Genomic DNA, 26,164 nt, shown 5'->3' on the forward strand with positions numbered 1-26,164 from the left:
CATTTCTTTCTATCATTCTGTGCATCATAATAGAAACAGGGTGATAATTATGGACGAACTTAAGATAACAAAGCGCACTGAGCCTGTTATGTTCACAATTCGGGTTGATAAATCCATCGTAGACTTTTACGACGATTTGGCGCAGAAAACAAACCGCTCTCGAAATGAGCTTATTGGTCTTGCGCTGGAATATGCCAAAGACAAAATCAAAATCGAACCGTAATACGATTATTTACATTAAAAGAGCCGCAGCTGGGGAAGTGATTCCTGTCTGCGGCTCTTCTGTTTAGATTATCTTACTAAGCGGGCTGTGCTTGCGGTACATCTCTGCAAGGTCGTCTTGGTTCACATCCAAATAGGCCTGCTCTGTTACGGTAACGCTGCTGTGCCCTAGCAAGCGGCTCAAGGTGTAGATGTCTCCGCCGCTCATAAGGAAGCGCTTTGCAAAGTTGTTTCGAAAAACATGCGGGTGAATGTCCTTTAGTCCTATCCGCTGGGCATACTTGCGAACATTGGCTTCAAAATTATTCACCTCAAGAAATTTACCTTTGTTTGTACAGAACAGAAAATCGCTGTCCCGGTATCTATCCTTATACTTTATCCACCGTTGCAGTTGCGTTGCCATTTTGTCAGAGAAGAACACATAGCGGCCTTTCTTACCCTTGGTGTTCTCCGCCGGGAGATAGATGTACCGTTTTTGCAAATTCACATCCGTTACTTGAATCAGTAGACATTCGTTGACCCTCATGCCAGTATCTAGCAAAAGCTGAATAACGATAGAATCCCGGTACTCGCTAAAGCTGGCCGTATTCATATTCCGCAGTAGTTTGCGGAAGTCCTCATCCGACACAAACTCAAGCGGGCGGCGTTCCACCTTGATGTAATCGCTACGTTTGACAGGTGAACGGAGAATCAAGTCCTCTTCCACACACCAGCCAAAGAAAGCGCTCATGTTCCGCAGGTAGTTGTTGATAGTCACATCTGACACTTTCTTGCCGAAATCCAACCGCCGCTCCTGATAGTTCCCGCTGTTCGGATTGCTTGTGACTGTGTATTTGCCCCGCTCCTTTATCTGTTTAACATAGTTCTGAATGACCGTGTGCGTGATTTTCTCTGTCTGTGTGATTCCCTGTTCATCAAGGTAAAGCATCAAAAGCCGCAACGTTTGTTCATAACTTCCAATCGTCTTTGTTGCAAGCCCTTTGTTTTCACAGTGTTCAATGAACATCTCCACATCCCGGATAAGCATAAAAAATAACCTCCTGTATTTGCCGGGACTATGACCCAATAAATACAGGAGATTTATTGCCTTAGATTTAAGCTATTTATTGGTCTGGTTCCATATTTCCACAACGTTTTTCGCTATACTGGTTGGTATAGCTCCCATCGTTGGAATATTATGGAACAATTTCAGACGTTTTACCGTTTCTCTGTTTACCCAACCCTCTGTCGTTTATCCAGCCGCATCTTATCCGCAATCATCGCGATGAACTCCGAGTTGGTGGGCTTGCCGCGCAGGTTATGGATGGTATAACCGAAGTAGCTGTTGAGGGTGTCCACGTCTCCCCGGTCCCATGCCACCTCGATGGCGTGGCGGATGGCGCGCTCCACCCGGCTGGCGGTGGTGCCGTTTTTCTTGGCGATTTCCGGGTACAGGCGCTTGGTCACGGCGTTGATGTACTCCGGCTCGTTCATGGTGAGCAGGATGGCATCCCGCAGGAACTGGTAGCCCTTGATGTGGGCAGGGACGCCGATCTGATGCAGGATCTCGGTAACGGTCAGCTCATCGCTGTCCACGCTGGTGTGCAGGATGTGCTTTTCCGGGCCAAGTGCCGCCTTGAGCACCCGTGCGGCAAGCACGGTCTCATCAAAGGGCTTTACAAAGTAGTAGGCAAAGCCTTCGTCCAGCAGCTCCTGAACCATCTCTTCGCTCTGGAAGGCACCGGTCACGAAGAAGGAGGTGTGCCGCTCACCGGCGGCATTGTAGCGCTGCTTTACCGCAAGGGCATCCAGACCGGGCATAAAAGCATCCAGCAGAACCACCTGCGGGCGCACGGTGAGCATTTTCTGCAGGACCTTGTTGCCGTCCTTTTCCACAACGGTCACGTCCACGCCCTTCTGCTCCAGCGCTTCGCGGCAGGCGGCAGTGAACGGGGCACCAGTATCCGACATCAAAAATCTAACTTTGTCCATGGTTGTTTCCTCCAATGTGTGCAGTTCCCTTAACACCATGGATTTTACCATAATTTTCCAGAACTTTCAACGGTTTATATTGGCAAATTTTGGCAAAGAAAATCGAAACCCGCAAATTATTTTGCGTTTTGGGCCTGCGTATGCGCTGTATCGTCTGTCTTTTCAACAGCGCGGGCCTGCTTGAGCATGGTCTGAGCAAAAATGCCGTAGCCCCGCGTGGGGTCGTTTACCAGCACATGGGTCACTGCACCCACCAGTCTGCCGTTCTGCAGGATGGGACTGCCGCTCATGCCCTGCACGATGCCGCCGGTTTTGGCAAGCAGCTGCCGGTCGGTCACGCGCAGGATCATGTTGCGGTGGGGGTCTGCGTCGTTTACCTTTTCAATGCGGATGCGGTATGCCTTGGGCACCTCGCCGTCCACGGTCGTCCAGATCTCGGCATCGCCCGGCACAACCTCCTGCGCAAAAGCCATCTCCAGCTCCGGGCCGGAAAATGCAGCCCGTGTTCTGCCATAGACCCCTGTCTTGCTGTTGATGCAGATGCTGCCAAGCGCATGGGTGCTCAAAAAGCGGCCCTTCAGCTCACCGGGGCTGCCCACGGTGCCGCTGGTACACCCCACGATCTGGCAGGGGACGATCTCGCCGCTGCGCAGGGCCACGCTCTCACCGGTGTCGCTGTCGCTGATGGGGTGGCCAAGCCCGGCAAACACCCCGGCGGCATTGTCCACAAAGGTCATGGTGCCTACCCCGGCGGAAGAATCCCGCACCCACATCCCGGCGCGCCACTGCCCGGCGGTGCTGTCCCACACGGGGGTCAGCCGGGTCTGGAATTGCTCACCATTGCGGATGTAGACCACCTGCACCGGTGCGCCTGCGGCCGTTTCCAGAGCATCGTGCACGGCGTCGTTCGTCTCGGTCAGAGCGTCATCCATGCGCACCACCCGGTCGCCCAGCCGCAGCCCGGCCTTCTTGGCGGGGTTTGCGGTGCCGTCCGGGGTGTTCAGGTCGGAAAAGCCCACAATGAGCGCGCCCTCGGAGAACATCTTAACGCCGAAAGGCGTACCGCACACGGTTACCACCGGACGTGTTTCCACCAGAGCGCGCACAGTCTTGACGGGCAGCCACCCGCCAATGGACAAAGTGGCCTGATAGCTGCCCGCAGCCTGCGTGCTGGCCGCGTTGCGGGAGCCAGCGGTGCGCAGCGGCTGCACATAGGCAAAACGGGGCAGGGTAAGGGTCTGGCCGGGTTCCAGCAAAATTTCAGCAGGCAGACTGTGCCACAGCCAGCCCAGCACCGCCAGCGCGGCCACCAGAAGATAAGTTGCCGCAATGCTGCCAGCGCGGCGTAGTTTTGATCTGCGCATCGGCAAAAAGCCCCTTTCCGCCATGGAAAATGATACGATCGTCCGGCGATAGTATGCGCTGTGAAGGGCGGAAATATCAATGCAGTGATTGACTTTTGCCGCCGGAACTGATACTATATTAAGGCGGTTTGGCCGCACCTGTAGAATAGAAGAATACGCGGGTATGGTGGAATTGGCAGACGCGCAGGATTTAGGTTCCTGTGCCGCAAGGCGTGTGGGTTCGACCCCCACTACCCGCATAAGAGAAAAAGCGCGATGAGTTCTCAGAATTCATCGCGCTTTCTTATATAATAAATAGTGTTGTTCGAGGTCTGCTCCCTCGCACAAAAAGAAAAACCAGCACACAATGTGTACTGGTTTTTGGTGCGAGGGAGGGGACTCGAACCCCCAAGGATAAACCACACGCACCTCAAACGTGCGCGTCTGCCAGTTCCGCCACCCTCGCATACCGTATTGTTTTCGCAGCCCTGAAATCTCTGAGGTGAAAGACCGTGATGCGGACTGCTTGAATATATTACCACGTTCCTGGCAGATAGTCAAGCGCTTTTTCTCTTTTTAAATGAAATTTTCGGGCCGTCATTCCTTAAGAATATGTTGGTTGAAATGCATGGATGGGTGTGATACTATATAACTAACTATCTCTGCTCAGTTGTTTTGGCAGCAGGGAAGAAGATGATAAGGATACGGCGGAAATGCATTTCTGCGCAGGGTGCAGACCGGCCGGTTTTTTGAAAGGAATTTGAGTGGACGCAGGAATGAACGAGAAAAAAGAAAATGTTATTGTAAACGGTTTTTTCTGGCGCTTTGCAGAGCGGTGCGGTGTGCAGCTGATCTCAGCGGTGGTGTCCATCCTTCTGGCGCGCATCCTTACACCCGATGATTACGGCAAGGTGGCACTGGTGACGGTGTTCAACAATATCATGTATGTCCTGCTGGACTGCGGCATTGGCACCGCGCTGGTGCAGAAGAAGGAAGTGGACGAGCTGGATTACTCGTCGGCGTTCTTTTTCAGCATTGTGATCAGCTTTGTGCTGTATGGGGGAATGTTCGTGGCGGCACCGTATCTGGCTGCTTTCTACAATGACCCCAGCATGACCCCAATCTTTCGCGGCATCAGCCTGACAGTGGCGGTCTGCGGCATCAAAACGATCCAGCAGGCGCATGTGACCCGGAACATGAAGTTCCAGTATTTTTTCTATTCCGCCTTTGCGGGCGCGATCGTATCCACGGTTCTGGGCCTGGGCCTTGCCTATATGGGCTTTGGAGTCTGGGCGCTGGTGGTGCAGCAGGTATCCAATATCACGGTGGACACGCTGGTGTTGTGGAAGCTGTCCTCCTGGCGGCCTAAGATGGAGTTTTCGTGGCAGCACCTGAAAGGGCTGCTCTCTTATGGCTGGAAGCTGCTGGCCTCGTCGCTGAGCAGCGTCATCTACAACAACCTGCGCAGCCTGATCATCGGCAAGATGTACACCTCGGCGGATCTGGCGTATTACAATCAGGGCGATAACCTGACTTATAATATCGCGTCAAGCGTGGATACTTCCATTGAGAGCGTTTTGTTCCCGGTCATGTCCTCACTGCAGGATGACCGTGCGCAGGTCAAGAACATGACCCGCCGCTCCATCAAGACCAGCACCTATATCATTGCGCCGGTGATGATGAGCATTGCGTTCTGTGCCGAACCGCTGGTGCGCCTGATCCTCACCGAGAAGTGGCTGCCCTGTGTGCTGTTCCTCAGGGTGTTCTGCCTGAGCTATATATGCTGGCCGATCATCACGGCAAACCTGAATGCAGCCAAGGCAGTGGGCCGCAGCGATCTTTACCTGAAGCGTCAGCTTATGAACGAAGCGGTGTGCATCCTTCTTCTGCTGGCAACATTCCGTATCAGCGTCGAGGCCATTGCATATGGTGTGCTGATCACGAATGTCGTGACCCAGATCCTGGATGCACAGCCCAGCAAAAAGCTGATCGACTATGGCTATCTGGAACAGATGCGCGATATCCTGCCGACCCTGCTGCTGGCAGCGGGCGCAGGCCTGTGCGTGTATCTGGTCATTTTCCTGCACCTGCCGGATCTGCTGACGGTGATCATTCAGGTGGTGGTTGGTCTGGGCATTTATCTGACAGGCTCTGCCATTCTGGAATTGGACACCTTTGAATATTTCAAGGATGTGCTGGCTCCGTCCATTCGGCAGAAGCTGAAACGCTGAAACCGGCATTTTGAATCGCGTAAAAATCCGTCGGGCGGGTGATGTCCGACGGATTTTTGTTCTTTTTGTCTAAAGTATACAAGAACAAACATTAAAAACCGGCAAAGCGACCATTGAAAAAACGCAACTGATATACTAGAATATAAGTACAAGAGCGCGGCACACGGCTGCGCGGAAAATGCAAAGCAGAAAATATAAAACAGGAGGATTTTCCTATGCCTATGAAAATGGGTTGGCGCTGGTATGGCGAGGGCAACGATCCCATCAGCCTGAGCGACATCAAGCAGATCCCCGGCGTGACCAGCATCGTCTGGGCGCTGCACGATAAGATGCCCGGCGAGATCTGGGAGATCGACGAGATCCAGAAGGTAGCCGATCAGATCCACGCCTACGGCTTCGACATGGACGTGGTCGAGTCGGTCAATGTCCACGATGACATCAAGATCGGCCTGCCCACCCGCGACAAGTACATCGAGAACTACAAGCAGTGCATCCGCAATCTGTCCAAGTTCGGTGTCAAGGTCATCTGCTACAACTTCATGCCGGTGTTCGACTGGACCCGTACCGATCTGTTCCACCCCGTGGGCGACGGCTCCACTGCACTGTTCTATGAGAAGGACAAGATCAAGGGCGATTACAAGGCTATGGCTGAGTACATCATGTCCTTCACTGAGAAGTATAACATGACCTTCCCCGGCTGGGAGCCGGAGCGCATGGCAAAGCTGGACGAGCTGTTCAAGGCTTACGCCCCTGTCACCAAGGAAAAGCTGTGGGAAAACCTGAAGTACTTTCTGGAAGCACTGATGCCCACCTGCCATGAGTGCGGCATCAAAATGGCCATCCATCAGGATGATCCCCCTTGGGATATCTTCGGCCTGCCCCGTCTGCTGGTGGATGCTGAGAGCATCGACCGCTTCCTGAGCATGGTGGATGATCCGTACAACTGCCTGACCCTGTGCACCGGCAGCCTGAACGCAAACCCCAACAACAACTGTGCCGAGATCGTGCGCAAGCACTGCGACCGCATTGCCTTTGGTCACATCCGCAACATCCACCACTTCCCCAACGGCGACTTCTCCGAGGCTGCTCACCGCGACTGCTGCGGCGAGACCGGCATCATCGAGGTGCTGCGTGCTTACCATGACTGCGGCTTTGAGGGCTACATCCGTCCCGACCACGGCCGTCAGCTGTGGGAGGAAGGCCCCGGCAGCTGCCGCCCCGGTTACGGCAAGTATGACCGTGCTCTGGGCGTTCAGTACATGCTGGGTGTCTGGGATCTGCTGGATCGTCTGGATGAAGAGAAAAAGAAGGGCTGATAAATATGAAGCTGTCTGAGATCAAAAACGGCAATCTGTCCGCCGAGTGGGCAGAGAAGGGCTATGAGCTGCCCAAATTCGATATCGAGGCTGTCAAGGCCAAGACCCACGCTGAACCCACCTGGGTGCACTTCGGCGCAGGCAATATCTTCCGTGCATTCCCGGCTGCCATCCTGAACGATGCGCTGAACACCGGCAAGTATGACCGCGGTGTCATCGTGGCCGAGAGCTTTGACTACGAGATCATCGACAAGGCTTATCGTCCCTACGACAATATGAGCCTGCTGGTCTGCCTGAAGTCCACCGGCGAGATCGAGAAGAAGGTGGTGGCTTCCGTTACCGAGAGCCTGAAGGCTGACTACTCCTTCGGCGAGGACTGGGCACGTCTGGTGGAGATCTTCCAGAACCCCAGCCTGCAGATGATCTCCTTCACCATCACTGAGAAGGGCTACGGCGTTGCTCCTGCTGATCTGGAGCGCGGCCTGACCCCCGTGCTGGCCATGGGCAAGGTCACTGCTCTGCTGTACGAACGCTTCAAGGCCGGCAAGCTGCCCCTGACCGTCCAGAGCATGGATAACTGCTCCCACAACGGCGATAAGGTCAAGAATGCTGTCCACGCATACGCCGCAAAGTGGGTGGAGCAGGGTCTGGTGCCCGCCGAGTTCCTGGCCTATGTGCAGGACGAGACCAAGATCACCTTCCCCTGGAGCATGATCGACAAGATCACCCCGCGCCCGGATGCCAAGGTCCAGCAGATGCTGGCCGACGACGGCTTTGAGGACAACTACACCATCGTCACCGAGAAGCACACCTTCACCGCTCCCTTCGTTAACGCCGAGGAGACCCAGTACCTGTGCATCGAGGATCACTACACCAATGGCCGTCCTCCGCTGGAGCTGGGCGGTGTGCTGTACTGCGACCGCGAGACCGTGGACAAGATCGAGAAGATGAAGGTGTGCACCTGCCTGAACCCGCTGCACACTGCAATGTCCATCTATGGCTGCATGCTGGGCTACACCCTGATCTCCGCCGAGATGGCCGATGAAGACCTGCGTGCCTTCATCCAGAAGATCGGCTACATCGAGGCTATGCCTGTGGTCGTTGATCCCGGCGTACTGAACCCCTACGAGTTCATCGGTGCTGTCATCAACCGCCGTCTGCCCAACCCCTTCATGCCGGATGCTCCCCAGCGTATCGCTACCGATACCTCCCAGAAGCTGGCCATCCGCTTTGGCGAGACCATCAAGGCCTACGAGGCACGCGGTCTGGACAAGAGCAACCTGATCCTGATCCCGCTGGTGCTGGCAGGCTACGCCCGCTACCTGAAGGGCATCGATGACAACGGCCAGGCCTTTGAGCCTTCCACCGATCCGCTGCTGGCTGAGCTGCAGGCCATCGTGGCTCCGCTGGAGGTCAAGGAAGGCGAGCAGGACTTCAGCTGCCTGAAGCAGCTCTACAGCCGCACCGATGTGTTCGGCGTAGATCTGTACGCTGTTGGTCTGGGCGAGAAGACCGAGGCAATGGCCAAGGAGCTGTTTGCAGGCCCCGGCGCTGTGCGCAAGACCCTGCACAAGTATACGCTGGCCCGTTGATCGGCTGACGCAATCACATAAGCTATCTTCGCACCCACGCTGCGCGTTGCTTTGCCGCAGTGTGGGTCTTTATAAAAGAAAAGAACTGCTGAACGAAATGTCAGCAGTTCTTTTTTGCGTGTGCATATTTTTTGGGCTTACCCTTTTCTGCAGTCGTGCAGCTTTTCTTTGGGCAGGATGCCGGCCAGAAACTTCCACACCACTTCCATGCGGTCATTCAGTAAGTAAGCTTTCTCTTTTTCTACGTAGAGGTACACTGCATTGTCCGTGCGGTAGGCGCAGTAAAAGCTGTCCCATGCGTGGCGGCTGGTGGGTTCGGGCTTGTCCTGCTGGCCGTACATCCACACAGCAATGCCGGTGTCGGCCAGCTCCACACGATAGAAGGCACGCGGCAGGTGCATCTGTTTGATCTGCCGGGAAACGCTGCGAAAGAACGAGTAAAAGTAGCTCACCGGCAGGCCGATGCCCACAATGGCAAGCACAGCAGCCAGCAGCCCGGCACCCGGGCGCTTGCCCAGCTGCGAAAGGCAGACGGCGGCAAAAGCCAGCATGATGGCGGCAAAAACAGCGGGACGCAGCCATGCTTTGCGGTGATGGAATGCATCGAACACGGCAAAATCGCGGAAGCCCTGCTCACCCATAGTGGTGGAAACGGAGATGGTCTGGGACATAAAGTCGCCTCCTTTGTATTTATAGGCATCGTACCACAATTGCGCGGTTTAGGCAAGAGAAAAACATGCAAACCTTGCCAATCCGGCCCAAAGCGTGGTACAATAAATCGTTACCAAACGAAAGGAGGCGGCAGGCTTTGCAGCACCGCAAGCGGCAGATCACCCTCAAGCAGCGCATGGGCTTGTGTCTGGCAGCATTTTTTGCGGCCTTTGCCATGCAGCTCACGCTCAATGGCTACCAGTCCAGAGCAGTGCAGGCAGTACAGGACGCGCAGATGGGCTGCTTCAACGCCATCAGCCGCTTTCAGGGCGGTGTGGAAAGCTCTATTTCCGTGCTGGAGAACTACCGCTGGGAGAACAGCGAGCCGGAGGAGATCATTGACCGGCTGCAGTCGGCATCTTCCACCTGCAACGCATGGCTTTGGCGCATCGGTACCAGCCTGAACAGTCTGGAAAGCGTCAGCGATGAGCAGCGGGTGCTCTACAGCGCAGTGGATACGGTCTATCAGACCTACACCGGCCTGCTGGATGAGCTGGAAAACGACCTGCTCAGCGGCAACGATGCCGCAGCTTCCCAGCTGTATTATGCAAAGGTGGTGCCCTGCGGCGATTACCTGAGCCAGTACACCCTGCAATTGCTGAAAACCGCCATTCAGGATTCCCAGACCACCTACACCACCATCTCGGCCCTGAACGAGCGCATCACCATGCTGCAGACGGTGGTGGTGGCGCTGTGCGTGGCGCTGGGCTGCGTTACCGGTTTGATGGTCATGCGTCTGCTCACGCCGGTGCAGCAGATGATCGCTGCCTCCCGCGCCATTGGCAAAAGTGAGTTCGACACCCCGGACATCCCGCTGCCCAAGCAGCCGGAGATCGCTCAGCTGGCCGAGTCCTTCAACATCATGAAGCACTCCATGGCCCAGCAGGTGACCACCCTGCAGGAGAAAAACGAGATCGAGCGGGAGCTGCACCGCCAGAAGACCGAAGCACTGGAGCTGCAGAACCGCATGGAGCGCAGCCGGCTGCAGCAGCTGCGCAGCCAGATCGACCCGCACTTTCTGTTCAACACCCTGAATGTGATCCAGCAGACCGCCGGCACCGAGACGGCCTACCGTACGCAGGCACTCATCATGGCGCTTTCGCACCTGCTGCGCTACAGCCTGATGAGCAACGATGAACAGGTGCCGCTCTCCCGTGAGGTGCGCATCGTGGATGAATATTACTCCATCTACCATGTCCGCTTTGGTGAGCGGGTGCGTATGGAGTGGCGCATTTCCGATTCGCTGGATCTTACCGAGACCATGGTGCCGTCCTTTATTTTACAGCCCATCGTGGAAAATGCCTTCAAGCACGGCATTTGCCCCAAAGAGGAGGGCGGTGTGGTGCGCATCCGCGTGAACCCTCTGCGGGAGAAGGGACTGCTGTGCATCCGCGTGGTGGATAACGGCGTGGGCATCCAGCTGGATCAATTACGACAGCTGCGCAGGGCGCTCAGCCAGCCCGGTGAGCGCTGGGAGCATATTGGTATTTATAATGTTGCGGCCCGCCTGCGTCTGCTGGATCGGAACAGCCGCTTTGTGATACGGTCCCATCCGGGACGCGGTACGGCGGTGGTGCTGTATCTGCCATTGGTGGAAAATGAGGAGGAGTTTGAGGAATGATTCGTCTATTGATCGCGGATGATGAAGCACTGGAACGGGAAACGCTGGCGGACATCGTGGCCCACCGCTTTGAGCACGAAGTGACCATCGAGACTGCCGAGAACGGCCGCAAGGCAGCGGATACGGCGGTGCTGTGGGGCGCAGACCTGATCCTGATGGACATTGAGATGCCCGGTATGAACGGTCTGGATGCAGCCCGCGCCGTGCTGGAACAGCGCCCGGAGTGCAAGGTGATCTTTGTTACGGCCTACAGTCTGTTCCAGTACGCCCACGAGGCCATGCATCTGGGTGCCTGCGATTATCTGCTCAAGCCGGTGAACCCGGACGAAGTGGAAGCTTCCATCCGCAAGGCTATCCGTCAGATCGAGGCGGGCCGCCGCCTTGCAGAGCTGGCTCCGGTGGAACCGGAGCCGGAAGCTGACCCGGAGAGCGATGCCGCCGAAGCAGGGGAGAACGACCGCAATGCACTGGTCATGGCCCATGTGCGCAAGTATATGGAGGATAACTATATGTTCGACCTCTCGCTGGACAGTGTGAGCGAGATCCTGCATATCAGCCCGGCGTATCTCTCGGCACAGTTCAAGAAGTACCAGAAGATGAACTTTCTGGACTGCCTGACCGAACTGCGTATCAACGCTGCCAAGGAGCTGCTCACCGACCCGTTCCGTTCGGCAGCAGAGGTGGCTTCCATGGTGGGCTACGAGGATTCCAGCTATTTTGCCCGCACCTTTAAAAAACGCACCGGCATGACCCCCACTCAGTACCGCAGGGAAGCGGCCAAGGCTGCACGGGAGGCCCGCCTGTGACCCGCCGTCAGATGCTCACCGCCCTGTTTGGTGCAGCCGTGCTGGCGCTGCCGGTGGCGGGCTGCGGCCACCAGCCGGTGCAGGACGAGCCGGGGGCAGAGCTGATCCTGCGCTATGCGGAGAACCAGCCGGAGGATTATCCTACTACGCAGGCAGCGCTGGCCTTTGCAGACCTTGTAGCCCAGCGCACCGATGGCCGCGTGAAAGTGCTGGTGTACAGCGGGGGAGAACTGGGCGCGGAGCAGAGCGTGATCCAGCAGATGCAGTTTGGCGGCATTGACTTCTCCCGCGTGTCCCTCAGCCAGCTGGCAGAGTACGAACCGGCGCTGAGCGTATTGCAGCTGCCGTACCTTTACACCGACGCTGACCAGATGTGGCGCGTGCTGGATGGGGCCATCGGCGACGAGTTCCTCTCCACGCTGGAGTCGCTGGAGCTGACCGGCCTTTCCTGGTTCGATGCCGGTGTGCGCAGCATCTACACCCGGCAGAAGGTGACAGGCCTTGCGGATCTGCAGGGCCTGGCCATCCGCGTGCAGGAATCGGACATGATGAGCGAAATGATCACCGACCTCGGCGCAAAGCCGGTAAAGGTAGTGTACAGCAAGGTGTATGCCGCCCTGCACAACGGTGAGATCGATGGCGCAGAGAACAACTGGCCCAGCTACGAAGCCATGGGTCACTACGAGGTGGCACCTTACTTTTTAAAGGACGAGCACACCCGCGTGCCGGAGGTGCAGCTTGCAAGCCCTGCTGTGATGGAAAAGCTGGCCGCACTGGACGAGCGCTACCCGGAGATCATCCGCCTGTGTGCCCGGGAGAGCGCCAAGGTGGAGCGCAGGCTCTGGGCGCAGCAGGAGGCGGAATCGGAAAGTGATCTGCGTGCAGCAGGCATTGAGGTGACAGAGCTGGACGAAGAAGAAAAGGCAAGGTTCCGTGCTGCTGTGCAGCCGATGTATGATCGGTTTGCCCAGCAGGGCGAATTGATCGCCCGCATCCGGCAGGCATAAGCCCCACAGCAAAGCCCGGAAAAGATGGGCAAAGAAATCAGGAAAACAGAAAAAAGAACCGGCAAAGCGCTGTGTGCTCTGAACCCCAAAGGGAAGGGCATCCAGCGCTTTGCTCCTATCTGGAATACAGAAATGTATCCATCTGATAGGCGAAGGTGCACAAACAAAAAGTAAAGTACTTGGCATTTTTCACAAAAGAAATTCTGACATTTTTTCAAAAAACAGGACATTTTTTGAAAGCCCTTGTTTCGGTTAAAAAAATTTGCTAAAGTGTGTACAGTAAATGAACGGCATGAGGGCCCTGTGCAGACCGGGCCGTTCGGGAGATTTAAGGAGGACGATTTATTATGAAAAAGATCACTCGTCGCAGCTTTCTGGCAGCAGCCGGCGTTTCCGCCGCTGCTCTGGCTCTGACCGCATGTGGTGGCTCCAGCAATTCTGCTGCTTCCACCTCTACCGCAGCTTCTTCCACCGCAGCTTCTGCTGCTGGTGATGCTGCTGCTGCTGCAAACGATCCCAAGGTGACTCTGGTCTACGCCGAGGTCAACCCGCTGGATACCATCGTTGGCCAGACCGCTACCCACTTCAAGGAGAAGGTCGAGGAGCTGACTGGCGGTTCCGTCGTCATCGACGTGCAGGCTTCCGGCGTTCTGGGTTCTGAGAACGACGTTCTGGATGCAATTCTGGGCGGTTCTACCTCCATCGATATGAGCCGTATCTCCGCTTTCGCACTGACCAGCTACGGCTGCAACAAGTCCAAGCTGCTGTCCATCCCCTTCACTTTCGAGAACCGCGCACACTTCTGGAACTTCGCCAACAGCGATCTGGCACCTGAGTTCCTGAACGAGCCTCAGGAGCTGGGCCTGCCCGTTCGTGGTGTCTTCTACGGCGAAGAGGGCTTCCGTCACTTCTTCACGGTCAACCCGGTCTCCGGCATCGCTGATTTCAAGGGCCTGAAGCTGCGCGTGTCCAACGACCCCGTTATGAACGGCATGGTCGAGGGTCTGGGCGCTAACCCCACCGTCGTTTCCTTCGGTGAGCTGTACAGCGCACTGCAGACCGGCGTTGTGGATGGTGCTGAGCAGCCCATCGCAAACTACAAGTCCAATGCATTCCCCGAGGTTGCCAACAACCTGATCCTGGACGGCCACACTCTGGGCGCTATTCAGGCTGTTATCACCGATAACGCATGGGGCAAGCTGACCGAGAACCAGCAGGCTGCCATCATGGAGGCTGGTGCTGATACGCAGGCCTTCAATGCAGACCTGTCCGAGACCGCTGAGAACAAGGTTCTGGAGGAGCTGAGAAGCTCCGGCTGCAACGTTGTGGATGTTGACGACAAGGCACCCTGGCAGGAGGCCTGCGCTAAGGTCATCAGCGAGAACACCTCCGATCAGGCTGAGCTGTATCAGCAGCTGCTGGACATGAAGGCATAATTGAAAAAGCCTTTCCTGTTCTGAGATAGTACATAGCCCGGCGGGGGACTACGGGATACGCCCGCAGACCTGCCGGGTTTTTTATATGGAGGAATTCATATGCCGAAAATCTTTACCACTTTGGATAAGATCAAGCCGGCGTACGACATCACCTACAAAGTGGTCCTGTTTATCTGCAAGCTGCTGCTGATCGCAGATATCCTCATCACTACCATGTCGGTCATCGGTCGTTACGTCTCGTTCATCCCGGACCCGGCATGGTCGGAAGAAGTTGTGCTGACCTGCATGAGCTACATGGCCGTGCTGAGTGCTGCTCTGGCCATCCGCCGCGGTGCCCATATCCGCATGACTGCGTTTGACGTGTATCTGCCCAAAACCGCCGTCAAGGTGCTGGATATTCTGGCCGATCTTGCCGTGTGCATTCTGGGTGTCATCATGATGGTGGTCGGCTGGAACTATGCCACCACTCTGGGCGGCCGCGGCTTCTACGTGTCCATGCCCTGGCTGAGCCGCTTCTGGATGTACTTCCCGGTGCCGCTGGCCGGTGTTGCCATGATCATCTTTGAGATCGAGGCACTGTACAACCACATCAAGAGCATTTTTGTAAAGGAGGAAGTGTAATATGACAGTTCAGACACTGGCAATCATTGTCCTTCTTGTCAGCTTCTTTGTAATGATCTTCCTGCGTTTCCCCATTGCATACGCCGTTGGTCTTTCCAGCGTGCTGTGCATGATGGTGCAGGGTCAGGCACTGACCGATGTCTGCCGTCTGATGGTCAAGGGCATCTCTTCCTTCAGCCTGATGGCCGTGCCGTTCTTCATCACCATGGGTGTGCTCATGGGCTCCGGCGGCATTTCTGAAAAGCTGATCGCTCTGGCTGATGCCTGCGTGGGCTGGATGCGCGGCGGCATGGCAATGGTCAACATCGTTGCTTCCTACTTCTTCGGCGGTATTTCCGGTTCTGCATCTGCAGATACCGCTTCCATCGGCTCCATCATGATCCCCATGATGGTCGATCAGGGCTACGATGCCGACTTCTCCACTGCTGTTACCATCACCTCCTCCTGCGAGGGTCTGCTGGTTCCTCCGAGCCACAACATGGTCATTTATGCCACCACTGCCGGCGGCATCTCGGTCGGCAGCCTGTTCCTGGCAGGTTATCTGCCCGGCGCTCTGCTGGCCATCGTCCTGATGATCGGTTCCTACATCATCTCGGTCAAGGAGAATTACCCCAAGGGCTCTCCGTTCAGCATCAAGGGCTTCGTTAAGCAGCTGGGCACTTCCATCTGGGCACTGGCCGCTGTTGTCATCGTTGTGTTCGGCGTTGTTGGCGGTGTGTTCACCGCTACCGAATCTGCAGCTATTGCAGTTATCTACTCTCTGTTCGTGTCGGTGTTCGTCTACAAGGGTCTGGACTGGAAGGGCGTCTGGCATGCACTGGATGAGTGCGTGAACACTCTGTCCATCGTGCTGATCCTGATCGCTACCTCTGCAGTCTTCGGCAACTGCCTGACCATGCTGCATGTGCCGGATCTGGCTGCAAATGCCATTACCAGCGTCACCGATAACCCCTACATCATCGCTCTGCTGATCGACCTGATCATTCTGGTTCTGGGCTGCATCATGGATATGGCTCCCATCATCCTGATCGCTACTCCCATCCTGCTGCCCATCGCAACCTCCATCGGTATCGATCCCATCCAGTTCGGTATCATCGTGGTTCTGAACTGCGGCATCGGCCTGCTGACTCCTCCTGTCGGCGCTGTGCTGTTCATCGGCTCTGCCGTTGCAAAGCGCCCGATGGAAAAGGTCGTCAAGGCGACCCTGCCGTTCTACCTGTGCATGTTCGTTGCACTGCTGCTGCTGACCTTCGTGCCCGACATCAGCCTGGCGATCCCCAAGCTGCTGGGCGGCTACGTCAGCCCCATCACCAACCCGCTGGGTCCTGTGTTCATCCACTGATGGCCTGACGGCGTAAGGTAAAACCGTTAAAGTCCTCTGCATGAAAGTGCAGGGGACTTTTTGTATGCTAAAAACTTTATTTTCCCTCTTGCATTCTGTCGGAATCGTGCTATAATAGTAAGGCAATCGTTTCCAAGGCCGCTCGACGGGGTAGCCGATATTGAAGGTTGTGATGGGCACATACATTTATAATATGGCCCCAATAAGTCAGAACCAGAAATGAGGTGAAAAGAATGAAACAGGGTATCCATCCGAACTACGTTGACTGCACCATCACCTGCGCATGCGGCAACGTCATTAAGACTCGTTCCACCAAGCCTGAGATCCACGTCGAAGTTTGCTCCAAGTGCCATCCTTTCTACACTGGCAAGCAGAAGCTGGTTGACACCGGCGGACGTGTTGAGCGCTTCAACAAGCGTTTCGGCCGTAAGTAATTATGGTTTTCTGAGCACCGTTTCCTTTGGGAGACGGTGCTTTTTTGCTGCCTTTTTGGCATATGAAAGGGCGGCCTTAATCATTCTTAAGAATTCTTTTTGCATCCCACCACAGGATTGTCTTAATTTTTACACATTTTCCGTCTAAAATATACCAGCATTGAACTAGATGAAAAAGGAGCGTTTGCTGTGATCGAAGTATCGCATCTGAGCAAAAAGTATGGCACGCACCCTGCCATTGAAGATTTGTCCTTTACGGTGGGCGACGGCCAGATCTTCGGCCTGCTCGGCCCCAACGGCGCGGGCAAATCCACGATCATGAATATCCTCACCGGCTACCTTGCCCCCACCTCCGGTGAAGTGAAGGTGGCGGGCTTCAGCCTGCCGGAGCAGGCCCAGCAGGCCAAGGCCTGTGTGGGCTATCTGCCCGAGCAGCCGCCGCTCTACCCGGAAATGACGGTGCAGGAATATCTGGATTTTGCTGCAGAGCTGAAAGGCATCAAAAAGAAGGCCGACCGCAAAGAACAGGTGCGCAAAGCTGCCCGCCGCACCGGGCTGGAAGAGGTGCTGCCCCGGCTCATCCGCAGTCTGTCCAAGGGCTACCGCCAGCGCGTGGGCATTGCGCAGGCACTGCTGGGCGCACCGCAGCTCATCATTCTGGACGAGCCTACCGTGGGCCTTGACCCTGCACAGGTCATCGAGATCCGCAGACTGATCCGGGAGCTGGGGAAAAGCCACACGGTCATCCTGTCCAGCCACATCCTCAGCGAGGTGCAGGCAGTGTGCAGTCAGGTACTGATCCTTTCCAAGGGGCATCTGGTGGCGGTGGGTGCGCCGGAACAGCTGGCCGAAAAGCTGAACCCCGGCAGCCGTCTGCGCGCTACCGTTCTGGGCGGGGGGAAGACCGTGCTGAAAACAGTCGGCTCCATTCCGGGCATCCGCAAGGTGGAGATCGAATCCGAGGCCGACGGACAGGTGACCTTTACCGCAGAAAGTGCCGATGCTTCTGACCGCCGCGCCGAGGTGTCCCGCGCCCTTTCGCAGGCCGGATGCACGGTGCTGGCGCTGGCAGCGGAAAACAGGACGCTGGAGGAAGTGTTCCTTGCACTGACCGAAAACGAGTCTGAAACACCATCGGATGAAGGGGAGGAGAAAACGGAATGACTGCCATTTTCAAACGCGAAGTCCGCAGCAGCTTTCATGGCATGATCGGCTATGTGCTCACCGCCTTTATGCTGGCGGCAACGGCCATCTATTTTGTTGCCCTGAATCTGGGCTACGGCCTGACGGATTTTGGCTATTACACGCTTTACCGCACCACGTTTGTGCTGCTTTTGTATATCCCGGTGCTCACCATGCGCTCCTTTGCAGAGGAACGCCGCGCCCGCACCGATCAGCTGCTGCTTACCAGCCCGGTGTCTGTGTGGGAGATCGTGCTGGGCAAATTCTTTGCCCTGTGCGTCATCTTTGCACTGCCGTGCCTTGCCGATGCGGTCATGATCCTTGTACTGGCCGCACTGGGTGCCACCGGCACGGCCACGCTGGCAAACTTGGCCGCTCTGCTGTGCTATTATCTCATGGGCTGCGCCGCCATTGCCATTGGCGTGTTTCTTTCCAGCCTGACCGAGAATCAGATCATTGCTGCGGTGGCAGGTGTTGCCGCACTGCTGCTGGCCTACATGATGCCCAGCCTGCGCAGCATGTTCACCGCAGGCAGCGCAGTGGCGCTGGCCCTGTTCACCGCCATTGCGGCAGTGCTCAGTGTGGTGGCAGGCCTGCGTACCCGCAGCTTTACGCTGGGCTGCCTGACCTTTGCGGGCTGCTGTGTGGTGCTGACGGCACTGTTCCTGCTGCAGAGCAGCTGGCTGACCGAAGCGTTCAGCGCGGTGCTCAGCGGGCTGTGCCTGTTCACGCCGTTTGAAGAGTTTGTCAACAACAGCTTTTCCATCCCGACGCTGGTGTACTACCTGACCGTGACCATGCTGTTTTTGTTCTTCACGGCGCAGGGGCTGGAAAAGCGCCGCTGGAACTGAGGGGAGGGGAACAACATGAAAAATTTCAAATTTTCTTCCTCCGCAAACGGCAAGGTGTTCCGCAATGGGCTGTACTCCACGGCCATTCTGGCAGCAGCCATCGTGTTGGCCGTGCTGATCAATCTGCTGGTGGGGGCCATCCCGAAAAAATACACCGAGTTCGACCTCTCTGCCGCCAAAATGTACACGCTGGGCGACAGCTCCAGGCAGCTGATGCAGAGCCTGGATCAGGACGTGACCGTTTATTATCTCTGTGAGACCGGCAGCGAGGATGCCATTATCACCAAGCTGCTGGATCACTACGCCGACGAGAGCGGTCACTTCCACTGGGAGCAGAAGGACCCGGCGCTTTACCCGACCTTTGCAGCGCAGTACGGCGCAGAGGATGCATCCACCGGCAGTCTGATCGTGGTCAGCGGTGAGAACAGCGAAGTGCTGAACGCCGCCGAACTTTACGAGTACGATTACTCCGATTACTACACCACCGGCGCTGCCAATGTGACCTTTGGCGGCGAAAAGCAGATCAGCTCTGCCATCTACAAGCTGACTGCCGCAGCAGAAAGTCATGCCTACTACACCACCAACCACGGCGAGCAGGCGCTTACCTCCTCGCTGACCGAGGCGCTCAAGGCGCAGAATATCGATGCCCAGCCGCTGGATCTGCTCACCGGCACCATTCCGGAGGACTGTGATCTGCTCATCATCAGCGACCCCGCTTCGGATTTTGCAGCTGACGGCCTTGTGAATGAGATCGCGCAGCTGCAGGCCTATCTGGAAAACGGCGGCAAGGTGCTGCTGACCACCAGCGGCTATACCGAAACGCCCGCTCTGGATGCAGTGATGGCACAGTTCGGCCTTGCGCGAGAGCCGGGCCTTGTGGTGGAGGGCGATGCGGGCCACGCGCTGTACGGCTACCCGTACTCGCTGTTCCCGGACTACGCGGCCGCCGACGAAAGCACCGCGCTGGACGGCGTGAACCAGAGCACCCATGTGATGCTCTCGGTGGCACAGGGCATCACCATTACCGAGACAGACGATGTGACGGCGGAACCGCTGCTGTATACCACTGAGGATGCCTACAGCAAGCAGGACTTTGATGCCAGCTCTTCTTCCGCAAAGGAAGCCGGCGATACCGACGGCCCGTTCTCGCTGGCCGTATGGGCGCGCAATGAATCCACCGGTGCCGAGGTGATCTGGATCGGCTGCCCCAACATGGACAACGAGCAGGTGTACCAGTCCATTCCGGGCAACCTGACCTTCCTGCAGGGCTGTGCCGCTTCGCTGGTAGGGCAGAGCCTGCTCATCGACACCAAAGCACTGGAAGCTGCACCCATCACGGTCCCGGCTTCCGCATCCATGACGCTGGGCATGGTGTTCGTATTCGTGCTGCCCGCAGCAGTGCTCATTGCAGGTGCTGTGGTGGTGCTGCTGCGCCGCCGCAGGTAAGGGGGCACTGCCATGAAAACAAAACAGCGCACCCTTGCGGTGCTTCTGGTGCTGGTGCTTGTGCTGGGCGGGCTGCTGTGGTTTGTCAGCCGCAGCAATGCCGCAGAAGAAGCTGCTTCCAGCGCCGCCGCAGAGGGCAGCATCCTGCTTTCTTCTTTTGCGGCGGGCGATGTGACCAGCATCCGGTATGCCTATGGCGGCGAAACGCTTGCCCTGAATTACGATTCCGGCAGCTGGACGCTGGCGGATGACCCGGACTATCATCTGGATGCATCTGCCTGCAATACCATGGTCACGGCGCTGGCATCCCTGAACGCCAAACGTCAGCTCACGGCTCAGCCCGGCGAGGACTACGGCCTTGCCGATCCGGCTGTTACGGTCACAGTGACGGCGGCAGGCGAGACGAACACCTTTGCCTTTGGCACCGAGAACCCGGTCACAGGAGATCTGTATGTGCAGAAGGCAGGGGACGATGCCGTGTACACCGTTTCTGGCAACAAGGCGGCCTGCTTTGAGCTGACCAAAGCAGACATTTTTGGCACGTTCAACCCGGCGGAACTGACAGTCTCCGCGCTGGAAAGTGTTTCCATTACGACGGGCAGCGGCACCCTTGCACTGAATGCAGTTTCTGAGCCTGCGGAAGCGGAGAGCGATTCCTCGGAAAGTGCGGCCGATTCCACTACCTATCAGACCGTGTGGCGGCTGGCCGATGAACCCTCTGCCGATCTGGACGACAGCAAGGTGCAGAGCATCCTCTCTGCTCTGGCAGGCTATGTGACCGCACAAATCACGGATGCCGACCCTTCGGCCTACGGCTTTGATGCACCGCTTGCAACGGTGCGGGCCGCCTCTGCCGATGGGACCGTGACCATCCACTACGCCGAAAATGCAGACGGCTGCTGGATGATGGTGGAGGGGGACAGTTCCGTCTATGCGGTTGACCTTGACACTGTGCAGGCCCTTCTGATAACGGCCACTGCCTTAAAAGCTGAATAAAAACCTTTGTGCGCCGTATGCGGAAAGCCCGCTGCGGCGCATGTTTTTTTGTTGCGGCGTGTAAAGCTTCGGCAAACATTGGCAGAGTGATTGACATTTCAGCAAAGATTGATTAAGATAGACGAGACAGGGCAGAATAACTGCGCAATATAAGAGCCTGCTTTTGCAGGTTCTCCGGTCGTCATGGATGTTGTGCGGGGCTGGGTCGCCCTGGTACGAGGGATGGGGCATGGCCCTGTCTTTTTTCGTATCTGAGTTACAAGGAGGATAAAGTAAAAAATGGACAACTCGGTGATCGTTTCACTGCGGGATATCGTAGTGGAATTTGACGGTCAGCGCATTCTGGATGGGCTGAACCTCGACATCCATGACAAAGAGTTCGTAACGCTGCTGGGCCCTTCCGGCTGCGGCAAAACCACCACCCTGCGTCTGATTGCAGGTTTTCTGGAACCCAATTCCGGCAAAGTGCTGCTGAAAGGTGAGGACATTACCGGCGTGCCGCCCTATAAGCGCCCGGTGAACACCGTTTTTCAGAAATACGCACTGTTCCCGCACCTGAACGTGTTCGAGAACGTGGCCTTCGGTCTGCGGCTCAAAAAGATGGACGAAGAGACCATCCGCCGCAAGGTGCGCAACATGCTGGAAGTTGTTGGCCTGAAAGGCTTCGAGCGCCGCAGCATCAGCCAGATGTCCGGCGGCCAGCAGCAGCGCGTGGCCATCGCCCGCAGTCTGGTGAACGAGCCGGAGATCCTTCTGCTGGATGAACCCCTTGGCGCACTGGACCTCAAGCTGCGCAAGGAGATGCAGCTGGAGCTGAAGCGCCTGCAGCGCGAAATGAACATTACCTTTATTTATGTTACCCACGATCAGGAGGAAGCCCTTACCATGTCCGATACCGTCGTGGTCATGAACGGCGGCAAGGTGCAGCAGATCGGCACGCCGGAGGATATTTACAATGAGCCGAAGAATGCCTTTGTTGCAGACTTCATTGGCGATTCCAACATTGTGGACGGCGTGATGCACCGGGATTTTCTGGTGTCCTTCTCCGGCGTGGACTTCCCCTGTGTGGACCGCGGCTTTGCCCGCGAGCAGAGCGTGCAGGTAGTGGTGCGCCCCGAGGATATCGAGGTGGTCTCTCCTGTGGAAGGCCAGCTTGTCGGCGTTGTGAACGATGTCATCTTCAAGGGTGTCCACTTTGAGATGCATGTGGAGTGCGAGGGCCGCGAATGGCTGATCCATTCCACCCGCGCCTGCACCCCCGGTGAGACCATTGGTATGCGCATCGGCCCCAACGAGATCCACATTATGGCGCGTTCAGAGGGGTGAGCCGCAATGATGAAGATTTACGATAAAAAGCTGGCCTATCCGTACTTTGTATGGATGACGCTGTTCACAGTGGTGCCTTTGATCATCGTGGTGTACTATGCATTTACGGATGCAAACGGAGCTTTCACGCTGGATAACCTCACCTCCATCAGCGGCTACGGCTCGGTGTTTGCCCGCAGCCTGCTGCTGGCCCTCATTGCCACGGTCATTTGTCTGGTCATTGCGTTCCCGGTGGGCTATTTTCTTTCCCGCCTGCGGGTGAACAAGCAGCACATCATGCTCATGCTGGTCATGCTGCCCATGTGGATGAACTTTCTGCTGCGCACCTATGCATGGATGGGCCTGCTCAGCATCAACGGCCCGGTGAACGCCGTTCTGGGCGTGTTCGGCCTTGGCCCCTTCAATATGCTCAACACCTCCGGTGCGGTGGTGCTGGGCATGGTGTATAACTATGTGCCCTATATGATCCTGCCGCTGTACACCAGCATGACCAAGATCGACCAGAGTCTGGTGGAAGCTGCGCAGGATCTGGGCGCTTCCACCACCAAGACCCTTCTCCGGGTGCTCATTCCCATGAGCGTGCCCGGCATCAGCACCGGCATTACCATGGTGTTCGTCCCGGCGGTGTCCACCTTTGTTATCAGCCGTATGCTGGGCGGCGGCTCCAACCTGCTCATTGGCGATCTGATCGAGATGCAGTTCCTTGGCAACAGCTACAACCTGAACGTGGGTTCTGCCATGAGCCTTGTGCTGATGATCATTGTGCTGCTGTGCATGAGCTTCACCTCCAGCTTTGATGAAGATGAAATGGAGGGCGTGTCCTGATGAAAACGAAACATCTGCGCCTGATGCAGCGCGTCTATATCGTGCTGTTTTTCTGCTTCATGTACCTGCCCATTGCATACATGATCGTATTCAGCTTCAACCAGTCCAAGGGCTATTCGCTCTTCACCGGCTTTACCCTCAAGTGGTACTCCAGCCTGCTGCATAACTCCTCCATCCTGCATGCGCTGCTGGTCTCGCTGGAAGTGGCTCTGATCTCTGCGGTCATTGCCACTGTGCTGGGTACAGCGGCAAGTCTGGGCATTGCGTCCATGGGCCGCGGGAGCCGCCTTGTCGTTACCAACATCACCTATATCCCGGTGGTCAACCCGGAGATCATCACCGGCATCTCGCTCATGCTGCTGTTCGTGGCCTACCAGCGCTTTGCCGGGGGTGTCTCCTGGCTGCCGGATACCATCATGGGCTTCCCGACGCTGCTCATTGCGCATATCGCGTTCAATGTGCCGTATGTCATCTTCAACGTCACGCCCAAGCTCAAGCAATTGGATATCAAGCTGTATGAGGCAGCGCTCGACCTTGGCTGCGACCCCAGGCAGGCCTTCTTCAAGGTCATCCTGCCGGAGATCAGCCCGGCCATCCTGTCGGCATTCCTCATCTGCCTGACCTATTCCATCGACGACTTCATGATCTCCTATTTCAACTGCGGCACGGTGGAAACGCTGCCCATCGCCATCTACTCCATGACCCGTAAAAAGGTCAGCCCGGAGATCTATGCGCTGTCCACCATCATGTTCGTGGTCATTCTGTGCATCATTCTGATCTCCAACGCAATGGAGAGCCGCAGCTACCGCCGCGACCAGAAGGCGCTGAGAGGGGAGGGCGTGTGATGAAACGTTTTGCTGTGCTGCTGCTGGCGCTGGCAATGACGGTCTGCTGTGCAATGCCCGCCTTTGCCGCCGGCACCATTGAGGTGACCGAGGATGTCTCGGTGTCGGACGATTACGACTGGACCCGCTTCAAGGGCCAGAACATGGCCATCAATGTCTATAACTGGGGCGAGTACATCTCCAACGGCTCGGACGACAGCGTGGACGTGGTGGCGGCCTTTGAAAAGCTCACCGGCATCAAGGTGAACTACACCACCTTCGACTCCAACGAGTCCATGTACGCAAAGCTCAAGTCCGGTGCAGCCAACTACGATGTGGTCATTCCGTCGGATTACATGGTGGCAAAAATGATTGCCGAGGGGATGCTCAAGCCTCTGAACTACGACAATATCCCGAACTTCAAAAAGATCAATCAGGAATACGTGGATCCGGATTACGATCCGCAGAATGCCTACACCGTGCCCTATATGCTCTGCACCACCGGCATCATTTATAACACCACCATGGTGGACAAAGCGCCTGCCAGCTGGGCCGACCTGTGGGACGAGCAGTACGCAGGCAATATCCTGATGTTCAACAACAGCCGCGATGCCTACGCCATTGCTGCTTTTAAGAGCGGCCACGATATCAACCCGCAGTCCACCGAAGAGGTGGATGAGGTGGTGGAAGAGCTGAAGGCTCAGAAACCGCTGGTGCAGGCCTACGTCATGGATGAGATCTTTGATAAGATGATCGGCGGCGAGGCAGCCGTCGGTGTGTACTACTCCGGCGATGCCATCACCATGATCGACGATAATCCCGACCTTGCATGGGTGTTCCCGGAGGAAGGCAGCGTGCTTTCCGTGGACTGCATGACCATTCCTGCTGCCAGTGAACATCAGGAAGCTGCGGAAATGTTCATCAACTTCATGTGTGAGACGGACATCGGCAAGGCAAACGCCGAGTACATCGGCTACACCACCCCCATGCAGGATGTGTGGGAGGTGCTGGACGAGGATCTGAAGGAGAGCGAGATCGCTTATCCGTCCGAAGAGAAAGCCGCCAAGGAAAAGGTGTTCACTGCCCTGAGCGACGATGTGAACAGCGAGCTGGACGTGAAGTGGAGCGAAATGAAGAGCTACGACGAGGGTGGCAGCAGTCTGCTGTTCCTTGCGCTGCTGGCAGCCATGGTGGCGCTGGCCTGCTTCAACATCTGGCGCAAGGTCCGCAGGCGCAACCGCAATCAGTATTAAACGCAAAGGAGGCTGCTGCACAGAACAACGTGCAGTGGTCTCTTTTTATAGAAAGGAAAAACCATGGAACAGTTCTTTTACACCGAGACCATGACAGTCATGAACGCAGATGCCGACTTCCGCAGCCTGCTCAAGCCCAGCGCCCTGCTGCGCTATGTGGAGCAGATTTCGACAGACCACGCCCGCGCCTTTGGTATGGATGACCAGTTCTTCAAAGATCGCGGTGTGACCTTTCTGGTGGGCAAGCAGGCCCTGAAATTTGACCGTGTGCCCCAGCGTGCCGAAACGCTGACCCTTACCTCCCGGGCGCAGGTCAGCAAACACGGTTCCGTCAAACGCATCACCACCCTGACCGATGCCGAGGGCAAAGAGGTGGCTATGGTGGACTGCCGCTGGATCGTGGCAAGCCTTGCCGAGGGCCGTATCCTGCGGGAGCCGGGCTGGACGGTGGAGAATTTCTGGAACGATACGGTGGAGGGCGAGCTGCCTTTGCAGCTGCACAAGTGCAAGGATGGTCTGACCAGCGCAGGGGAGTGGACGGTGCATTATTCCCAGTGCGATCTGAACGGCCATTTGAACAACGCATTCTATCTGGACCTTGTCTGCGATGCGCTGCCGCTGGAAGTGATGCGCAAAGGCCCCGTGACATTTGCTTCTATCAACTACCACCGCGAGATCCCGATGGGAGAAACGGCAGAGGTGTTTTATGCCCCTTCGGCGGATGGCTGGTATGTGATCGGAAAGCACAACGGCCAGACCAGCTTTGAGTGCTATCTGGAGGTGGGAAAGACAAACGTGTAAATCGTTG

General features: G+C 56.5%; 24 protein-coding genes and 2 tRNA genes. 21 read left to right on the plus strand and 5 right to left on the minus strand.

Translation table 11 applies throughout. From position 1 onward, the window contains the following. The first annotated feature begins 49 nt into the window (after positions 1 to 49). Complete coding sequence (locus tag MTP41_RS14895; protein ID WP_097777894.1) at positions 50 to 223, plus strand: ribbon-helix-helix domain-containing protein; 174 nt, start codon at positions 50 to 52, stop codon at positions 221 to 223. Positions 224 to 286: 63 nt separating this feature from the next. Here the strand turns inward: MTP41_RS14895 and MTP41_RS14900 are convergent, their stop codons facing one another. From MTP41_RS14900 to spoIVB, 3 genes are all read right to left on the minus strand, one after another. Then, on the minus strand, positions 287 to 1,249 hold the full coding sequence (locus MTP41_RS14900) for a tyrosine-type recombinase/integrase (protein WP_249235840.1): 963 nt from the start codon (positions 1,247 to 1,249) through the stop codon (positions 287 to 289). Positions 1,250 to 1,434: 185 nt separating this feature from the next. Further along, positions 1,435 to 2,193 carry a sporulation transcription factor Spo0A gene (gene spo0A / locus MTP41_RS14905; protein WP_044953592.1) on the minus strand — a complete coding sequence of 253 codons (759 nt, stop codon included), beginning with the start codon at positions 2,191 to 2,193 and terminating at the stop codon, positions 1,435 to 1,437. 116 nt (positions 2,194 to 2,309) lie between these two features. Then, the gene (gene spoIVB, locus MTP41_RS14910) at positions 2,310 to 3,557 is read right to left on the minus strand and encodes a SpoIVB peptidase (RefSeq protein WP_249235841.1); all 1,248 of its coding nucleotides are present in this window, start codon (positions 3,555 to 3,557) and stop codon (positions 2,310 to 2,312) included. 157 nt (positions 3,558 to 3,714) lie between these two features. On the opposite strand from spoIVB, the gene MTP41_RS14915 reads away from it, so the two are divergent. Continuing rightward, positions 3,715 to 3,796: transfer RNA gene (locus MTP41_RS14915), tRNA-Leu, on the plus strand. A 122-nt stretch (positions 3,797 to 3,918) separates the two neighbouring features. Here MTP41_RS14915 and MTP41_RS14920 read toward each other — a convergent pair. Beyond that, positions 3,919 to 4,002: transfer RNA gene (locus MTP41_RS14920), tRNA-Leu, on the minus strand. 310 nt (positions 4,003 to 4,312) lie between these two features. Here MTP41_RS14920 and MTP41_RS14925 point away from each other — a divergent pair. From MTP41_RS14925 to MTP41_RS14935, 3 genes are all read left to right on the plus strand, one after another. Next, the gene (locus tag MTP41_RS14925) at positions 4,313 to 5,767 is read left to right on the plus strand and encodes a lipopolysaccharide biosynthesis protein (protein WP_249235842.1); all 1,455 of its coding nucleotides are present in this window, start codon (positions 4,313 to 4,315) and stop codon (positions 5,765 to 5,767) included. 215 nt (positions 5,768 to 5,982) lie between these two features. Further along, positions 5,983 to 7,083 (plus strand): mannonate dehydratase, encoded by a 1,101-nt coding sequence (uxuA, locus tag MTP41_RS14930; RefSeq protein ID WP_097777891.1) that lies wholly within the window; start codon positions 5,983 to 5,985, stop codon positions 7,081 to 7,083. Between the two features lie 5 nt (positions 7,084 to 7,088). Continuing rightward, complete coding sequence (locus MTP41_RS14935; protein ID WP_249235843.1) at positions 7,089 to 8,675, plus strand: mannitol dehydrogenase family protein; 1,587 nt, start codon at positions 7,089 to 7,091, stop codon at positions 8,673 to 8,675. 137 nt (positions 8,676 to 8,812) lie between these two features. Here MTP41_RS14935 and MTP41_RS14940 read toward each other — a convergent pair whose 3' ends face one another. Beyond that, positions 8,813 to 9,346, minus strand: a complete 534-nt coding sequence (locus tag MTP41_RS14940; protein ID WP_005937189.1) for a hypothetical protein — start codon at positions 9,344 to 9,346, stop codon at positions 8,813 to 8,815. A gap of 137 nt (positions 9,347 to 9,483) precedes the next feature. Between MTP41_RS14940 and MTP41_RS14945 the strand changes: the two genes are divergently transcribed. The 16 genes from MTP41_RS14945 (at position 9,484) to MTP41_RS15020 (ending at position 26,157) form a co-directional block, all read left to right on the plus strand. Beyond that, positions 9,484 to 11,007 carry a sensor histidine kinase gene (locus tag MTP41_RS14945; RefSeq protein WP_249235844.1) on the plus strand — a complete coding sequence of 508 codons (1,524 nt, stop codon included), beginning with the start codon at positions 9,484 to 9,486 and terminating at the stop codon, positions 11,005 to 11,007. Next, a complete protein-coding gene (locus tag MTP41_RS14950) occupies positions 11,004 to 11,813 on the plus strand; it encodes a response regulator transcription factor (RefSeq protein WP_249235845.1) in 810 nt (269 codons plus the stop codon). Before MTP41_RS14945 ends, MTP41_RS14950 begins: the two co-directional genes overlap by 4 nt. Further along, positions 11,810 to 12,820 (plus strand): TRAP transporter substrate-binding protein, encoded by a 1,011-nt coding sequence (locus tag MTP41_RS14955; protein WP_249235846.1) that lies wholly within the window; start codon positions 11,810 to 11,812, stop codon positions 12,818 to 12,820. Before MTP41_RS14950 ends, MTP41_RS14955 begins: the two co-directional genes overlap by 4 nt. Before the next feature lie 347 nt (positions 12,821 to 13,167). Next, positions 13,168 to 14,256 (plus strand): TRAP transporter substrate-binding protein, encoded by a 1,089-nt coding sequence (locus MTP41_RS14960; RefSeq protein WP_097777887.1) that lies wholly within the window; start codon positions 13,168 to 13,170, stop codon positions 14,254 to 14,256. Positions 14,257 to 14,355: 99 nt separating this feature from the next. Continuing rightward, positions 14,356 to 14,877 (plus strand): TRAP transporter small permease, encoded by a 522-nt coding sequence (locus MTP41_RS14965; protein WP_120119997.1) that lies wholly within the window; start codon positions 14,356 to 14,358, stop codon positions 14,875 to 14,877. A gap of 1 nt (position 14,878) precedes the next feature. Continuing rightward, the gene (locus tag MTP41_RS14970; RefSeq protein ID WP_249235847.1) at positions 14,879 to 16,219 is read left to right on the plus strand and encodes a TRAP transporter large permease; all 1,341 of its coding nucleotides are present in this window, start codon (positions 14,879 to 14,881) and stop codon (positions 16,217 to 16,219) included. 233 nt (positions 16,220 to 16,452) lie between these two features. Beyond that, positions 16,453 to 16,653, plus strand: coding sequence for a 50S ribosomal protein L31 (rpmE, locus tag MTP41_RS14975; RefSeq protein ID WP_005926533.1), 201 nt, complete (start codon positions 16,453 to 16,455; stop codon positions 16,651 to 16,653). A 189-nt stretch (positions 16,654 to 16,842) separates the two neighbouring features. Continuing rightward, positions 16,843 to 17,817 (plus strand): ABC transporter ATP-binding protein, encoded by a 975-nt coding sequence (locus MTP41_RS14980; protein WP_223387787.1) that lies wholly within the window; start codon positions 16,843 to 16,845, stop codon positions 17,815 to 17,817. Next, positions 17,814 to 18,686, plus strand: coding sequence for an ABC transporter permease (locus tag MTP41_RS14985; protein WP_249235848.1), 873 nt, complete (start codon positions 17,814 to 17,816; stop codon positions 18,684 to 18,686). The genes MTP41_RS14980 and MTP41_RS14985 overlap by 4 nt, the downstream gene beginning before the upstream one ends. A gap of 15 nt (positions 18,687 to 18,701) precedes the next feature. After that, positions 18,702 to 20,132: a Gldg family protein gene (locus MTP41_RS14990; protein WP_249235849.1), complete on the plus strand. Its 1,431-nt coding sequence runs from the start codon at positions 18,702 to 18,704 to the stop codon at positions 20,130 to 20,132. 12 nt (positions 20,133 to 20,144) lie between these two features. After that, entirely contained in the window at positions 20,145 to 21,128 is a 984-nt protein-coding gene (locus MTP41_RS14995; RefSeq protein ID WP_249235850.1) for a DUF4340 domain-containing protein, read from the plus strand. 279 nt (positions 21,129 to 21,407) lie between these two features. Further along, positions 21,408 to 22,454 carry a spermidine/putrescine ABC transporter ATP-binding protein gene (gene potA / locus MTP41_RS15000; RefSeq protein WP_097774916.1) on the plus strand — a complete coding sequence of 349 codons (1,047 nt, stop codon included), beginning with the start codon at positions 21,408 to 21,410 and terminating at the stop codon, positions 22,452 to 22,454. A gap of 9 nt (positions 22,455 to 22,463) precedes the next feature. Beyond that, positions 22,464 to 23,279, plus strand: a complete 816-nt coding sequence (locus MTP41_RS15005) for an ABC transporter permease (RefSeq protein WP_044953212.1) — start codon at positions 22,464 to 22,466, stop codon at positions 23,277 to 23,279. Further along, the gene (locus MTP41_RS15010) at positions 23,279 to 24,124 is read left to right on the plus strand and encodes an ABC transporter permease (RefSeq protein ID WP_120019816.1); all 846 of its coding nucleotides are present in this window, start codon (positions 23,279 to 23,281) and stop codon (positions 24,122 to 24,124) included. Before MTP41_RS15005 ends, MTP41_RS15010 begins: the two co-directional genes overlap by 1 nt. Then, complete coding sequence (locus MTP41_RS15015; RefSeq protein ID WP_097777879.1) at positions 24,124 to 25,356, plus strand: ABC transporter substrate-binding protein; 1,233 nt, start codon at positions 24,124 to 24,126, stop codon at positions 25,354 to 25,356. The genes MTP41_RS15010 and MTP41_RS15015 overlap by 1 nt, the downstream gene beginning before the upstream one ends. A gap of 63 nt (positions 25,357 to 25,419) precedes the next feature. Continuing rightward, complete coding sequence (locus tag MTP41_RS15020) at positions 25,420 to 26,157, plus strand: acyl-[acyl-carrier-protein] thioesterase (protein WP_249235851.1); 738 nt, start codon at positions 25,420 to 25,422, stop codon at positions 26,155 to 26,157. The last annotated feature ends 7 nt before the right edge of the window (positions 26,158 to 26,164 follow it).

This window comes from Faecalibacterium sp. I4-3-84, from assembly GCF_023347255.1.
Taxonomy (GTDB): domain Bacteria; phylum Bacillota; class Clostridia; order Oscillospirales; family Ruminococcaceae; genus Faecalibacterium; species Faecalibacterium taiwanense.